Source organism: Actinomadura terrae (genome assembly GCF_022751215.1).
Classification (GTDB): Bacteria; Actinomycetota; Actinomycetes; order Streptosporangiales; family Streptosporangiaceae; genus Spirillospora; species Spirillospora terrae.
This window is the reverse complement of sequence record NZ_JAICDG010000004.1, coordinates 801,054-815,980: the sequence shown is the minus strand read 5'-3', so window position 1 is coordinate 815,980 and position 14,927 is coordinate 801,054. Positions and strand designations below refer to the sequence as shown.

At 71.8% G+C, this 14,927-nt stretch carries 8 protein-coding genes; 4 read left to right on the top strand and 4 right to left on the bottom strand.

Annotated elements, in window-relative coordinates; genetic code table 11:
* Window positions 1-6: 6 nt before the first annotated feature.
* On the bottom strand, window positions 7-3,264 hold the full coding sequence (locus K2F47_RS28345; protein WP_242908632.1) for a DUF6049 family protein: 3,258 nt from the start codon (window positions 3,262-3,264) through the stop codon (window positions 7-9).
* Between the two features lie 99 nt (window positions 3,265-3,363).
* Window positions 3,364-4,221, bottom strand: a complete 858-nt coding sequence (locus K2F47_RS28340) for an aminoacyl-tRNA deacylase (protein ID WP_242908631.1) — start codon at window positions 4,219-4,221, stop codon at window positions 3,364-3,366.
* A 417-nt stretch (window positions 4,222-4,638) separates the two neighbouring features.
* On the opposite strand from K2F47_RS28340, the gene K2F47_RS28335 reads away from it, so the two are divergent.
* Window positions 4,639-6,105 carry a CCA tRNA nucleotidyltransferase gene (locus K2F47_RS28335; protein WP_242908630.1) on the top strand — a complete coding sequence of 489 codons (1,467 nt, stop codon included), beginning with the start codon at window positions 4,639-4,641 and terminating at the stop codon, window positions 6,103-6,105.
* Window positions 6,102-7,415 (top strand): adenosylmethionine--8-amino-7-oxononanoate transaminase, encoded by a 1,314-nt coding sequence (gene bioA, locus K2F47_RS28330; RefSeq protein ID WP_242908629.1) that lies wholly within the window; start codon window positions 6,102-6,104, stop codon window positions 7,413-7,415. Before K2F47_RS28335 ends, bioA begins: the two co-directional genes overlap by 4 nt.
* A 4-nt stretch (window positions 7,416-7,419) precedes the next feature.
* Here the strand turns inward: bioA and K2F47_RS28325 are convergent, their stop codons facing one another.
* Window positions 7,420-8,724, bottom strand: a complete 1,305-nt coding sequence (locus tag K2F47_RS28325; RefSeq protein ID WP_242908628.1) for an MFS transporter — start codon at window positions 8,722-8,724, stop codon at window positions 7,420-7,422.
* A gap of 103 nt (window positions 8,725-8,827) precedes the next feature.
* Here K2F47_RS28325 and K2F47_RS28320 point away from each other — a divergent pair, with 103 nt between their 5' ends.
* On the top strand, window positions 8,828-9,226 hold the full coding sequence (locus K2F47_RS28320; RefSeq protein ID WP_242908627.1) for a hypothetical protein: 399 nt from the start codon (window positions 8,828-8,830) through the stop codon (window positions 9,224-9,226).
* A gap of 57 nt (window positions 9,227-9,283) precedes the next feature.
* Here the strand turns inward: K2F47_RS28320 and K2F47_RS28315 are convergent, their stop codons facing one another.
* Window positions 9,284-11,059 (bottom strand): ABC transporter substrate-binding protein, encoded by a 1,776-nt coding sequence (locus K2F47_RS28315; RefSeq protein WP_242908626.1) that lies wholly within the window; start codon window positions 11,057-11,059, stop codon window positions 9,284-9,286.
* 593 nt (window positions 11,060-11,652) lie between these two features.
* Here K2F47_RS28315 and sepF point away from each other — a divergent pair.
* On the top strand, window positions 11,653-11,916 hold the full coding sequence (gene sepF, locus K2F47_RS28310) for a cell division protein SepF (protein ID WP_242908625.1): 264 nt from the start codon (window positions 11,653-11,655) through the stop codon (window positions 11,914-11,916).
* Window positions 11,917-14,927 lie beyond the last annotated feature (3,011 nt).

Genomic DNA, 14,927 nt, shown 5'->3' with positions numbered 1-14,927 from the left:
GGGAAGTCAGTCGCGGTCCTCGCCGCGATGTTTGCCGGTGGGCCGCCCGCCGGAGGGGGGTGGACCGGGTTCCGGTGTCCGGGGGAATTCGTCGATCGCGGGCCCGGGGTCTGCCGTCCCGGGGCCTGTGGGCCCGGGAAGCCCTGGTTCGGGCCTTGTCCACCCATCTGTCCTGGACGGCCCTGGTTCGGAGCTTGTCCAGGCCTCTGTCCCGGATAGTTTTGATTCGGAGCTTGGCCGCCCATCTGCCCCGGACGGCCTTGGTTCGGAGCTTGGCCACCCCTCGGCCCACGGTGCGCTTGGTTCGGAGCTTGGCCAGCTACTCGCCCCGGGTGGCCCTGGTTCGGCGCTTGGCCACCCATCTGTCCCGGGTAGCCCTGGTTCGGGGGAGGCGCCTGCCCCGGACGACCCGGTGGTGTCGCTCGTCCACCAGGCTCCGGTGTTGAAGGAGGTATCCAGTTCTGCTGGTTCCCGCCCGGACCCGGCCTCGATGGGTTCTGGGGTCGTGGCCCTGGGGTCCGAGGAGCCTGCGGGCCCTGCGGGGGCCCGGCGGGCGGGCCCTGACCCGGGCGTCCTTGGGGCGGACCCTGTCCTGGGCGTCCCTGGGGCTGGTTCGGCCGGTTCTGACCAGGAGGACGTCCAGGATTCTGCGGACGCCCCTGGGCCGGCGGAGGCGTCCAGCCCGGGTTCTGTTCCGTTCGGCGCGGGGGTTGCGGACGGCCCGGAGCCTGGGGCGGCGTCGCCGGGTAGGCCGGAGGACGGCCCATGGGCGTGCCCTGTCCGCCCGGCTGATTCTGGGAAGGCGGGGTCGGATATCCCTGGTAGGGGGCCTGGCCAGGGTTCGGCGCGGGGGCCGGACGCCGCGGCGGGCCCGGAGGGGTTCGAGGGTTGCGAGGGGCCCGAGGGTCCGGAGGGGCCTGCGGGGCCGGGGCCTGAGCCGGAGGGGCCGGGGCCGGAGGGGTCTGCGGGGCCCATGGGTCCGGCTGGGCCTGCTGGCCCGGGGAAGTCGGGGCCGGGGAATCCGCTCCCTGGTCCTCCGGGTGTTGCTGGTCCCATTCCGGTCGACCCGACACCGGCTGCCTCCGATTTCCGGCGGCGCCTTGCTCTGATGGCCCGCACTCCGACGCCCACGAAGAGTACGGCAAGTCCGCCGCTCGTGATGAGGAGGGCGAGACGCCCATACCCGGTGGTGCGGACGGTGATGTCCACGCCCTTGCCGAACCTTCTGCCGTTCGATTCGGGGATCTCCAGTTGCAGGTGAACGGGGAAGTTGCCGTTTCCTGCCGCCTGGGCCGGGATCCAGCGCTGGACGACCTCGCCCGGCCGGAGTTCGATGATCTCCTCGTCCGGGCCGAGCCGTCCGAGCCGGAGCTTGGCGCTGTTGGCCGAGGTGGCGCTGAGCCGCACCTTGACCCGCTGCCCGCGCAGCTTGTTCTCGACGGTCACGGGCAGCCGTCCGGAGCTGCCCGCCATGTTCGCGCGTCTGTTCTTGGTGGTGACGATCCGGACCTTGTCCATCTCCCGGGCGAGTTCGTCCGAAAGCTCGTCTCTGGCGCGTTTCGCGCGTTCGCCGTGGGAGCGCCAGGACGTCGACTCCGCGCGGAGCAGGGCGCGCTCGTAGGAGATGGTGACCGGGGGGACCAGCACGGCCTGGAAGGACGCGGCGCGCCGGGCGATGTTCCGGACCTGGCTGAGGTAGGGGAGGCCGAGCTCGTACCGCTCGTACTTCTGTCCGACGCCGTTGAACGTCCGGGTCTGCGGTTGCGCCGTTTCGAACTTGCCGAGCGCCGTCGGGCTCAGCCACGGCGAGTGGCCGCTGAGGTACAGCAGGTTCCGGGCGAGTCCGGGGGCGGGGTTCCAGTTCCGGTCCGGAGCGACGATCACGGCGCGCTGGACGTTCGGCGTCTCCCCGGCGATCATCGCGGTCTCGGCGAGGAAGCGCTGCTCGGTCAGCAGCGCGCTGTAGGACGACCGCGACGGGCTGCTGACGATCTCGTTGAGCTTGTCGTCGTAGAGCAGGGCCTTCTTGGTGCCCTGGGTGGACGTCGGGATCGTCGTGACCGCGTTCGACGGCCCGCCCGTCGGCGGCGGCTGGAAGTGCTGGCTGCTCATCAGGAAGGACCCGCCCTGTTTCAGGGCGAGCTTCGCGAGCAGGTCGAGGGTGTCCGGACCGGCGAGGCCCAGCGCGGGCCACGCGATGTGGGCGTCGGCCGGACGTCCGAGCTCCCGCGACACGAGACCGGTGTTCCTCGGGTCGTAGCCGATCTGGACGTCGCGCGTCATCTTGTGCCGGACCAGCGCCAGGACGTCCGGGTCCGCATACGGGACGGTGAAGTAGGGGTCGCCCTTCGTCGCCTGCTTCAGCGTGCTCAGCCAGGCGGCCGCCTCGGCGCTCTTGCGCTTGTCGCCGCCCGGCTTCGCCCCCGGCGCCTTCACCGCGTAGTCGTGCTCGGACATCTGCCGGACGTCGTCCAGCAGCGCGGGGTCGATTCCCCAGGTGATCGGGGTGTCGGTCGTCGCGGCGGCGCTGACGAGCCCGTTCAGCCGGCCGCCGGCCGCGACGTCCTTGCGGAGCTGGTCGTCCAGGAACGTCCGGTCGTTCGCGCGGTGCTGCCGATCGATCAGCGGCCAGACCCAGCCGACCGCGACCTTCTTGTAGTTCGCGGTCTTCGGGGCGAAGGTCAGGAATGTCGTCATGCCGCCCACGACCTGCTGGGCGGAGTTCAGCACCTCGACGCCCACCGGGTAGACGCCCGGCGCGCCGCCCGGGGCCCGCAGCCCGAGGGACTTCGTCGTGGTCCGAAACGCCCAGTTCTGCCTGCCCCCGGACGCGGCGGCCTGGGGAAGCGGGACCGCGCGGCCGTACCCGGGCAGGGCCGACGGCTGCCCGGCCGCGATCTGGTCCAGCTCGCCGCGGCTCGTGATCGGCTGCTGCCGGTACCGCATCCGGATCGTCAGCCCCGAGAGTTCGTGCCCCGAACGGTTCTGGGCCACGCCGGCGAGTTCGATCCGCGAGTTCTCCCGGACGGTCTTCGGGCTCACCTTCGTCAACCCCAGGCCGACCTGCGCGCGCGCCCGTCCCTGGTCCGGGGGGAGTTGGTGATCCGGCTGCGCGAGCGCCTCCGGCTGGGAGGCCTCCGGTTGGGACGTCGTGGTCTGGGGCGCCTGGAGGTGGGACGCTCCGGCGGGGGCCGTGATCGTCGGCGCCGTCATGATGCAGGGCAGGAGAGCGGCCAGCGCGACCGCGCGTTTGACCGTTCTCACGCCACGTCCGCCCAAGGGCCGCCCGCCGGGGCCGCCTCGGGACGGCGGGGGTCGTTTTCCCGCACCACGGCCCCGATGGTAGTCCCGACATAGGGCCCATCAGACCTTCCCGCCCACCTGTGGCAAGGATTCTGGTCGTCCGGATGCCAAACCGCCACGCCAGATTTCCAGAAGTGGCTCCCGGGATGAGGGAAACCTGGCGATACCCGTCGCCGACCGCGTCCGACGGCTCGGCGGACGACCCGCCAATGGGTGTTTCGGACAATCCACTCTGACACCCCCACGTCCCCACAAAACAGCCGACCGGACGGCCCGCGCCCAGCCCGGCTCGGCTCCGTCCTTCGACGTCGAGAAGCCTCGCTCGTCCCGCGTCGAGAAGCCCGGGCCGTCTCGTGGTGAGGCCTCCGGCGCATCCGACGTAGCGGAACCGGGTTCCGAGCCGTCCCGCGCGGAGGGGAAGAGGTCGACTGGTTTGGCTTGGCAGAGCCTGTAGAGCGACCGTCCCCGAATCCCGAGCGCGGTGGACGGTTCGCCGGTCGCCGTGTACACGACCTCGTCGCCGGGAAGATCGTCCACCAGGCGCCGGTCGATCAGCAGCGGCATCGAGCCCGGTAGGAGCAGCGGGCAGACGAGCCCCGCCGCGTACTCGGTGACGGAGTTGATCAGGTCGGCGCGGGCCGGCCGGATCAGCCGGGCACCCGCGGCGACCCGCACCGCCTCGGCGGCCGGACGGCGGCCCGCCGCGACGATCACCCCGGTCAGGAAGCGGCGCCCCCGGAAGGCGCCGTCAGAGGAGTGGACGCAGGCGTAGACGCGGGTCGCCAGGCACCGGTCCGCCGGGAGGCCGAGCGCCCCGGGCAGCTCGTCCGCGCGCGCGATCGCGACGGGCAGGCGCACGATCTCGTGCGCGATCTCCCGTTCGAGCAGCGCGCGGTGGATGGCGAGGGCGTCCTTCATGACCGGCTCCGTACCGCGGGGACTCCCCCGCCGACCCCCCGACCTGACCTTTCCGATGATGGGGAAATCGCCCCACCTGTCATAGAACGACCCGCTGACCCCTGGAATGCTCTGTGCCGCACCCGCGGCGGACCGTGGACCACCGGATCCCGCTACCGTTGTCGTGGGGGAGGCTCACGGCGATCGCGCCGGCGTCATCGGGGTGTCCAGAACGTAACTCGGGGTTCGCGCCATGTGAAGAGCCCGCGTCCTCCTTCGGACGGTCTCCGGACCGCGCGATCACCGGGGCGACGACCGGGCGACGACCCGCACGAGCCGTGCGGCGCCCTGGCCGGGGCCACCGGAAGGGCTCCGGCGCGCACCCCTGGAACCGCCCGAAAGTCCTTTGTCAGCTCGCTTACCAAGGAAATACGCTCGATGGCCGTGCCCAACCAGAACGTCTCCCCCGAGCCCTCGCCGCCGCGCCGCGCCGCGATCGCCGAGCTGCTCCGCAAGATCGCGCCCGTCGCCGACGAGCTCGGCGGCCGGTTCGCGGCGGCCGGGTACGAGCTGGCACTGGTCGGCGGGCCCGTCCGGGACGCGCTGCTGCGCCGTCCGACCAAGGACGTCGACCTCACCACCGACGCGCCGCCCGAGCGGATTCTGGAGATCATCGACGGCTGGGCGGACGCGGTCTGGACGATCGGCATCGAGTTCGGCACCGTCGGCCTCCGCAAGGACGGCGTCGAGCTGGAGATCACGACCTACCGCAGCGAGTCCTACGACCCGAAGTCGCGCAAGCCGAGCGTCTCCTACGGCACGTCCCTCGTCGAGGACCTGCGCCGGCGCGACTTCGCCGTGAACGCCATGGCCGCGCGGCTCCCCGGCTACGAGTTCGTCGACCCCTTCGGCGGCCTGACCGATCTCCAGCGCAAGGTGCTGCGGACGCCCGGCCGCCCCGAGGACTCCTTCAGCGACGATCCGCTGCGGATGATGCGCGCGGCCCGGTTCGCGTCCCAGCTCGGCTTCACGGTCGCGCCCGACGTCATCGCGGCGATGACCGACATGTCGGGACGCATCGAGATCGTCTCCGCCGAGCGGGTCAGGGACGAGCTGTCCAAGCTGCTCTGCGGCCTCCACCCGAGGCAGGGCCTGGCGCTGCTCGTCGACACCGGGCTCGCCGAGCACGTCCTGCCCGAGCTGCCGAAACTCCGGCTGGAGATCGACGAGCACCACCGGCACAAGGACGTCTACGAGCACTCGCTGATCGTCCTGGAGCAGGCGATCGCGCAGGAGGAGGACGGCCCCGACCTCGTCCTGCGGCTCGCGGCGCTGCTGCACGACGTCGGCAAGCCGCGCACGCGCCGCTTCGAGCCGGGCGGTCGCGTCTCCTTCCACCACCACGAGGTCGTCGGCGCGAAGATGACCCGCAAGCGGCTGACCGCGCTGCGCTACCCCAAGGACACCATCTCGGACGTGTCGCGCCTGGTGGAGCTGCATCTGCGGTTCCACGGCTACGGCACCGGCGAGTGGACGGACTCCGCCGTCCGCCGGTACGTGCGCGACGCCGGTCCGCTGCTCGCCCGCCTGCACAAGCTCACCCGCGCCGACTGCACCACGCGCAACAAGCGCAAGGCCGACCGGCTCCGCCGCACCTATGATGATCTTGAGGTCCGGATCGACCGGCTCGCGCAGGAGGAGGAGCTGGCGGCGATACGTCCGGAGATCGACGGCAACGAGATCCAGGAGATCCTCGGCATCGCCCCGGGGCCCCTGGTCGGCCGCGCCTACAAGTTCCTGCTGGAGCTGCGCCTCGACCAGGGCATGATCGGCAAGGACGCCGCCGCCGCCGAACTGCGCCGATGGGCCGCCGCCGAGGGCGTGCTCGGGGAGGGTGAGGCGTGATCCCGTTGCAGCTCGGGCGGATGAGCCCGACGGAGACCGAACGGATGCTGGCGTTCGACCGCGAGCACATCTGGCACCCCTACGCGCCGATCCCGGCGACCGTCCCCGTCTACCCGGTCGTGTCGGCGGACGGCGTGCGGCTGACGCTCGCCGACGGCACCGAGTTGATCGACGGCATGTCGTCCTGGTGGGCCGCCGTCCACGGCTACAACCACCCGCGCCTGAACGCCGCCGTCACCGCGCAGCTCGGCAAGATGGCCCACGTCATGTTCGGCGGGATCACGCACCCGGCCGCCGTCCGGCTCGCCGAGACGCTGGTCGGGCTCACCCCCGAGCCGCTCACCAAGATCTTCTTCGCCGACTCCGGCTCGGTCGCGGTCGAGGTCGCGATCAAGATGACGTTGCAGTACTGGCGCTCGCAGGGACGCCCCGAACGGCACCGGCTGCTCACGATCAGGGGCGGCTACCACGGCGACACGTTCGGCGACATGGCCGTCTGCGACCCGGTCAACGGCATGCACCACATCTTCAACGACGTCCTCGCCCGGCACGTCTTCGCGCCGTCGCCCCCGCTCGGCTACTCCGCCGCCCCCGACCAGGCGTACCTGGACGAACTGTCCGCCCTCGCCGCCGCGCACGCGCACGAACTCGCCGGGATCATCGTCGAGCCGATCGTGCAGGGCGCGGGCGGCATGCGCTTCTACGCCCCCGAGTACCTGCGGGCGCTGCGCGAGATCGCCGACGAGCACGGCCTGCTCCTCGTCCTGGACGAGATCGCCACCGGTTTCGGCCGGACGGGGGAGCTGTGGGGCTGCGACCACGCCGAGGTCGCGCCCGACATCATGTGCCTCGGCAAGGCCCTGACCGGCGGATACATGACGATGGCCGCGACCCTGTGCACCGACCGCGTCGCCCACGTCATCACCTCCGGTGAGGCGGGCGTCCTCATGCACGGGCCGACGTACATGGCGAACCCGCTGGCCGCGGCCGTGGCGTCGGCGTCGATCGAGCTCCTGCTCTCCCGCGACTGGCGGGACGAGGTCGACACGATCGAGGCGATCCTCACCAGCGAACTCTCCCCCGCGGCCGACCTGCCGGGCGTCGCGGACGTCCGCGTGCTCGGCGCGATCGGCGTCATCGAGGCACGCGAACCGGTCGACGTCCAGGCCGTCCAGGACGTCGCGATGGACCACGGCGTCTGGCTCCGCCCCTTCGGCAAGCTGATCTACGCCATGCCCCCCTACGTCTGCACCGAGGACGAGACGACCCACATCGCAGCGGCGATGACCGCGATCGCCGAGTCCCTCTGACCCCTTACGGGACGGTGACGGGGCCGCGGACGCGGGAGGCGCCCGCCCAGTAGGCGCCCGCCCCGGCCGCGTACGCGATGATCACGATGATGAGCGTGAGCCGGGCGCGGCCGTCGGAGGGCAGCCAGGACGCGGCCGCCGCCGCCGACGCGGCGAACGTCGCGTTGAAGAGCATGTCGTAGACGGCGAAGACCCGGCCGCGGTACGCGTCGTCGATGGACTCCTGGAGCGTCGTGTCGACGCACAGCTTGACCCCCTGCGACACGACCCCGAGCGCGAACGAGCCGGCCGCCCACGCCGGTTCCGCGAACGCCGGCCCGAAGGCCAGCAGGCTCGCCCCCGCCGCCACCAGCAGCAACGTGACCCACGCCGGTTTGCTGATCCGCCGCACCACCGCCGGTGTGATCACGGCTGCGGCGAAGTATCCGGCGCCCGAGACCCCGAGCATGACCGCGAACGACGTGAGCCCCGCGTCCGCGCTCTCGGTGAAGTGGTTGCGGCACAGCAGCAACGTCATGATCAGGATGACGCCGTAGAGCAGCCGGTGGAACGAGATCGCCGCGAGCGCGAGCGCCGCCTGCCGCCGCCCCGCGATGTGCCGCGCGCCGTCCGCCAGGCCGCCGATCACCCCGCCCAGCGCCTCCCCGACCCGCACCGTCGCCTTCCCGGGAACGGCCTCGTCGGACGGGTGCGGGCCGAGCAGCAGCCGGGGCAGCGTCGTCGCGGTCGCCCCGGCGGCGAGGAACAGCACGGCGGCGCACGCGAGGATCAGCGCCGTCCCCTGCGTCCCGCCGCCGAGCACGCGCCGGAGCAGGTAGCCGAGGCCGGCGCCGGTGAACGCGATCACCGTCCCGGACGTGACCGCGAAGGCATTCGCCGTGACCAGTTGGTCGCGCCGCACCACGTGCGGGAGCGCCGCCGACAGCGCCGCGAGGAAGAACCGGTTGACGCCGAGCACGACGAGCACCACGAGGAAGAACACCAGACCGTCCTGGCCCGCCGCGACCAGCCCCCCGACCAGCAGCACCAGGACGGCGCGCAGGATCGGCGTCCACAGCAGGATCTGCCGCCGCTGCCACCGGTCGATGAACACCCCCGCGAACGGGCCGAGCGCCGAGTACGGCAGCAGCGTCACCGCGAACGCCGCCGCGGCCTCCCCCGCCGTGGCCTGCCGCTCCGGCGAGAAGAACACGTAACCGGCCAGCGCGACCTGGAACAACCCGTCGGTGAGCTGCGAGGTCAGCCGCGTCGCGTACAGGCGCCGGAAGTTCCGACCCCGCAGGATCCGCCGCAACTCCCCAGCCCTCACGCGATCACCCTATTCGTCCTCGGGCCCGTGCCCCCCGCCTGCGCGACCTACCACGCTGGACGTTTCGGACCGTTCCGCGAGGAGTTCAAGCTCTGTGAGCCGCATGGCGCACGTGGCAGACTCGTCCTACGCCCCGCGCCGGGGCGAGGGAGGGCAGATGGCCGGGGACGATCCGCACATCCATGTGGAGTCCGCGGTGGTCCGCCGCAGCGCCGCCGTCCGCGACCTGATGGCCTCCGCGTTCGGCCTGGCCGCAGACCTGCCGAGTTTGGTCAGAACCGGCTGCGGCCTGCGGGTGCCGTATGCGATGACCTCCCCGCGTCCCGACAGCGTCACCTGCCTCGCCTGCCGCGAGCACGCCCAGGCCGAGCACCTGCGTTTCGCGGACGAGGTCGAACACCTGGGCCGCATGCCGGGCTCGACCATCACCTCGGAACAGGCGAAACTGGCCGCGGACAAACACCGCGAACTCGCCAAGCGCTTCTCCAGCGCAGACGACTGACCACTCTTCGCCACGGACGTGCGACCGTCCTCCGCCGCAGACGGTGCCCGCCGTCGATCAATCCTCGGCGAGCCAGAGCCGGGTGTAGTCGTAACCGGCGGCCGTCGGGAGGAACCTCGCACCGCGGACACGCGCCGAACGGAAGATCGTGTGCGCCCGGTTGAGCAGCGGGACGATCGCGGCGTCCGCCATGATCTGCTGGTCGGCGAGCCGCCAGAACCCGTCCGCGCGGGCCGGGTCGGGCGCGGTGAGCGCCGCGTCGATCAACTTGCTGACCTGTGGATTGTCGTAGCCGCCGTAGTTGGTGGAGTTCGGGCCGTAGGTGCGGCCGTCAAACAGCGGCTGGATGATCGAGCGGCCGTTGTTGCCGTACCAGTCGGGCGTCCAGCCGGGAGCGGCGATGTCCCACTGCCCTTCGCGGGCCTTCGCGGGCGTGGCGATCGTGCTGGAGTAGAACGATCCGCCGGTGTCGGCGACGAGGTCGGCCCGGACGCCGCAGGCCGCGAGGTTCTGCTGGAGCGACTGCGCGATCAGCTTGTGGACGCTGTTGGTGCGATACGGAAACTTCAGGGTGAGCCCCGAATGTCCGGCCTTTCCGATCAAGTCGCGACATCGTGCCGGATCACCCGATCCGCCCGGCGTCGGATAGGGGTCGGACGGGGCGTACCCGGCGTTCCCCGGCGGGATCACGGTGTGCAGCGGCTGCGCGATCGACGGCCCGCCAACGATCTTGATGAGCGCGCTGCGGTCGACGGCGTACTCCAGCGCGCGCCTGACCTCCCGGTTGCCGAGCGCGCCGCCGTTGTTCGGGCTGCGCGTGTTGAACACCAGGTAGGGGCTGTTGTTCGGCGTGTCCCGAACCGCGAACCTCGGATCGTCGCGCAGCCGCGGGATCGCCTGCGTCGGGACGGGCTGGTCCCACGCGAGGTCGGCCGCCCCCTGCTCGATCTGCTGCTGGACGGTCTCGGGGGAGTCCTGCCCGAGCGTGATCTGGATCTTGTCCACATGCCGCTCGCGCAGCGGATCGGTGTTCTGCCGCCACACCGGGTTCCGGCTGAGCAGGTACGACGCGCCCGGTCGGTACTCGGTGATCTGGTAGGGCCCGTCGGAGATCGTGTGCTGCCGGAGCTCCTGCCCGTCCGGTAGGTACCCGTCGTACTCCCGTGGCGCGGCCGCGGTGAACGGCAGGCCGAGCAGGTTCAGGAAGTCGCTGGCCGGGCTCTTCAGCTCGAACACCAGCGTCCGGTCGTCCTTGGGCTGTACGCCCTCGATGTCGTGCTGGTTCTGATATGCGGCGATGGCTCTGGCGTCCCTGCCGTCGACGCCCCCGAACCCCCGGCAGAAGCCGTCCATGCCCTTGATCGTCGAGATGTAGTAGCTCTTGCCGACGGAAGGCGACGCGGGGTTGCACAGCCGCTTGAACCCGCGCACGAAGTCCCCCGCCGTCACGGCCCGCGCCGGACGCGTGTTCCACAGGACGTCGCCGCGCAGCCGCACCGTGTAGGTACGTCCGTCCTCGCTGACGTCGCCGTTCTCCCGCGTCGGAACACGCGCCGCGACATCGGGCCGCACGGGCACGGTCTCGGCGAAGTCGTTGGACGCGCGGCTCCCGAACAGCGTCCGCGCGTAGATCCGCGCGAGCCCGTACGCGCCCACGCTGGCCACCGACGCCGTGTCGAGATGCTCGACGTCGGACGACCCGACGACGCGCAACGTCCCGCCCTGCCGGGGCGGCCCGTCCGCCCCCGAAGCGCTCTCCCCTCCGCCACAGGCCGTTAACCCGACCGCGAGCCCGGCGAGCCCGGCCGTCACCTTGATCACCTCGCGTGCCATAACGTCCTCCACTCGGTCCTCGGAAGCGGGCGCGCAATCACCGGCGGTGTCACAGTAGGGCCAGAGCGTGACAAAGAGCCGCTACATCGCCGTTTTCCTCTACGAGCTCTACAGAAGTAAGGACGTCCTGACAGGGTGATGTCCACTGCCAGCACGCCCTTTTGACACATTGTGATCAGACCCGAAGGAACGCCCCCACTCAGGCACGCTGACCTGCGGCAGCGCCGACCCGGCCCCCGAAAACGCCTGTGATTCGTCCCGCCCGGAAGGAAACGTCCGCCACCGATCGAGACACGCGCCCCGAAATGCCCAGGACCACCCTTGAGCGCCGTCCGCCCCCAAACACACCACCCAGCTCAAGCCCTGCGAACCCCGCATCCGGCAAAGGCGTCCGCAAGCCACTCCACCGCCACGTCCCACGCCAGGTGCCCTCTTCACACCCCCAGTAGCGGGCAGCGAACGAAGCCCGCGCCGCGCCGCTACGGCAGCACGGGGATAGGCGAAAGCTCGCGGCTACACCACATCGTCCTGAGGCCGGCCGCCCGCCACGGATGGGGCCTTGCACTCCACGGCGGCGTGGGCAGACTTGACCCGTGATCAGAACGCTCAGTCCCAAGGACTACAACGAGGTGCTCCACATCGGGCACTTCTTCCGCAAGGGTGACCCCGTGATCATGGACCTCACCCAGTTGAGCGACGACGTCGCCAGGCAGGTGGTGGACTTCTGCGCCGGGCTGATCTGCGGCCGAGGCGGCGAGATGGAGCGACTGGACAAGCAGCTCTTCCTCCTCCAGCCCCCGGCCAAGCCCCGGATCGCCGCCGCGCACATCCCTGACCTGGCCCACCTGGCCGGTTGACACGAACCAGGCCCGCCCGCAGTCCGCCCAACGACCACACCGAGGCAGATCACGCGACGGCGCGATGGTGCGCATCCGGAAGAAGACCCTGGTGATCACCGATCGACCGCCCCGCCCCGCCGCAGTACGGCCGAGCACAACCGTGGCTGTGCCCACTCCGCATAGGTCAGATCGTGCCGCCTCAGCAACTCCTCGTTCAGAGCACGTGACGACTCCGCCACCCGAGATCAGGAGCCGGATCTACGACACGGCCTCGCCCTAGAGGCTTTCAGACCGCTTGCGACCAGCAAAGGCGCGAACTCCGTAACGCTGTGGCCGGCGACCCCGTTGAGGACGCATGGATCTGCGGCCAAGACGCGGTCGAGCTCTCGACCGCCATGTCGTCGGCGAGACAGACGCCGCCGATCAGCGGGACCTGGCGTCCCGCCACGAGCTATACCCGCCGCGAAATGAGGTTCTTCAGCCAAGCGCCATGGGCTGAACGCAAGGGAACGACCTCGTCGAGTGGCGCTGTGTAAGCCACAAAGACGAGGAACGTGCCCGAATCAGTCAGGTGAGAAGCAAGAGGTTCCTCGGAGACGCTCCGCGCCATGTCTCCGGGACATGCCCCAGGCGCGGGTGGAGTCGATGAAGGCGCCACTTATATTTGCGCCGGTTGATGACCGTCCGCATTCTCTTGTGGCGGTGACGCCCCCTTGCTCGCCTGACCGCAGGCCGTCAGGCGCAGCAGTCTTTCGGGAGTCTGCTGCTTCAACCCGATGACCGGCGTGTTTGGACGCCCGAGCGCGGTCCCTGCCGGGCCCGGGGTGCGAACCCCGGACGGCCCGGGCGCCGAGCCTTGGGGCTCCACCGATCAGAGGCCTGGACGTCCCCCGGGGTGCGAGGCCTGGGGCGTCCCCGGGTGCGTTCCCTGCATGCCTCGCGGCGCGGGGCGTGGAGGCGCTCGGGTGCCGAGGCCTGGGGCGTTGCCGAGTGAGAGGGCTGGCCGCCCCCCGGGCGCGAGGCGTGGATGTCCTCCGGTGCGATCCCTGGGACGCCCCGGGGCGCGGGGCGTGGAGGCGCCCAGGTCGCCCGAGGCCTGAGGTCCGCCGAGTGAGGGGCGTGGACGCCTCCGGAGTGCGCGGAGTGGAGGCCCTCGGGTGCCGCGGCTTGGGGCTCCGCCAAGTGAGAGGCCTGGACGTCCCCGAGGTGCGAGGCGTGGATATCCCCGGGTGCGATCTCTGGACGCCTCGGGATGCGGGCCCGTGGCCGTCCCCGCGGTGCGAGCCTGGGCACGCCCGGGTGTCAGGCCTGGGGGTGTCCTCGAGTGAGGGGCATGGACGCCCTTGAGGTTGGGGCGCGGACGCGCCGGGGCGCGGGGCGTGGAGGCCTTCGGGTGCCGCGGCTTGGGGCTCTGCCGAGGGGGAGGGCTGGACGTCCCCGAGGTGCGAGGCGTCGATGTTCCCGAGTGAGGGGACTGGACGCCTCGGGGTGCGAGCCCTGGACCCGCCCGCTGCCGAGGCCTGGGGCGTCCCCGAGCGAGGGCCTGGGCGCCTCCGGGGAACGGGGACCTGGATGCGCCGGGGTTGCGAGGCGTGGGCGTCCTCGGGGGGCCGAGGCTCGGGGCATCTTCGGGGAGAGGCCTGGCCGCCCCGTGGTGCAGGGTCTGGACGTCCCAGGGGTACGGGGAGTGAAGGCCTTCGGGTGCCGCGGCTAGGGGCTCTGCCGAGGGAGAGCCCTGGACGTGCCCGGGTGCCGAGGCTCGGGGCGTCCCCGAGTAGGGGCCTGGACGCCCCCGAGGTGTGGAGTGTGGGCGCGTCGGGGTGCGGGGGGTGGAGGCCCTTCGGGTGTCAAGGCCTGGGGCTCTGCCGAGGGGGAGGGCTGGACGTCCCCGCGAGCGAGGCGTGGATGTCTCCGGGTGCGGTCTATGGACGCCTCGGGCGCGGGGCATGGGCGCCCTTGGGTGCCAAGGCCCTGGGGCGTCCCGAGTGAGAGGCGTGGACCGCCGGTCCGGGGTTTGGACGCGCCGGGGCGGCAGGGCATGGAGGCTTTCGGGTGGCAAGGCCTGGGACGCCCTCGGGTGCCGAAGGCTGGGGCGCCCCTGGGTGAGAGGCCTGAATGTCCGGGGTGTGAGCCCTGGACGCGCCCCGGTGCCGGGGCTTGGGACGTCCCCGGTTGCGGGACCTGGACGCGCCGGGTTGCGGGGCGTGGACGTGCCCGGGTGCCGCGGCCTGGGGCGTCCCCGAGCGAGGGGCCTGGACGCCCTGAGGCGCGGGGCGCGGATGCCCCGGGGCCGGGCATGGGCGCCCTCGGGTGCCAAGGCCCTGGGTGTACCTGATTGAGACGCGTGGACCCTCGGTGCGGGGCCTGGACGTGCCGGGGTGGCGGAACGGGAGGCCCTTGGGTGCCAAGCCCTGGAGTTCCGCCGAGGGAGAGGCCTAAGCGCCCTTGGCGGCCGAGGGCTGCGGCGCCCCTGGGTGAGAGGCCTGAACGCCCCGGGGTGCGAGCCCTGGACGCGCCCCGGTGCCGGGGCTCGGGACGCCCCCGAGCGCGGGCTTGGACGCCGCCGAGTGCGGACCTGGACGCGCCGGGGTGCAGGGTGTGGACGTACCCGGGTGCCGGGGTGTGGGGCCGCCGAGTGAGAGGGCTGCACGTCCCCGAGGTGGGGGGCCGTGGATGTCCCCGGGGTCGAGCCTTAAAGGTGCCCAGGTGCCGAAGGCCTGGGGCGTCCCCGAGCGAGGGGCCTGGACGTCCTGAGGCGCGGGGCGCGGATGCCCCAGGGCGCGGGGCGTCGAGCCCTTGGTGTCAAGTGGGCTCCGCCGAGGGAGAGGCCTGGACGCCTCGAGTGAGGGGCCTGGACCCCCGAGGTGTGGGCGCGGACGCGCCGGGGTCTGGGCCGTGGAGGCCTTCGGGTGCCAAGGCCTGGGGCTCCGCCGAGGGGAAGCCGAGGGAAACGGGTGAACGTCCCCGAGATGCGAGGCGTAAATTTCCCGAGTGAGGGCCTGGACGCGCCTGGTGCCGTGGCCCGGGCG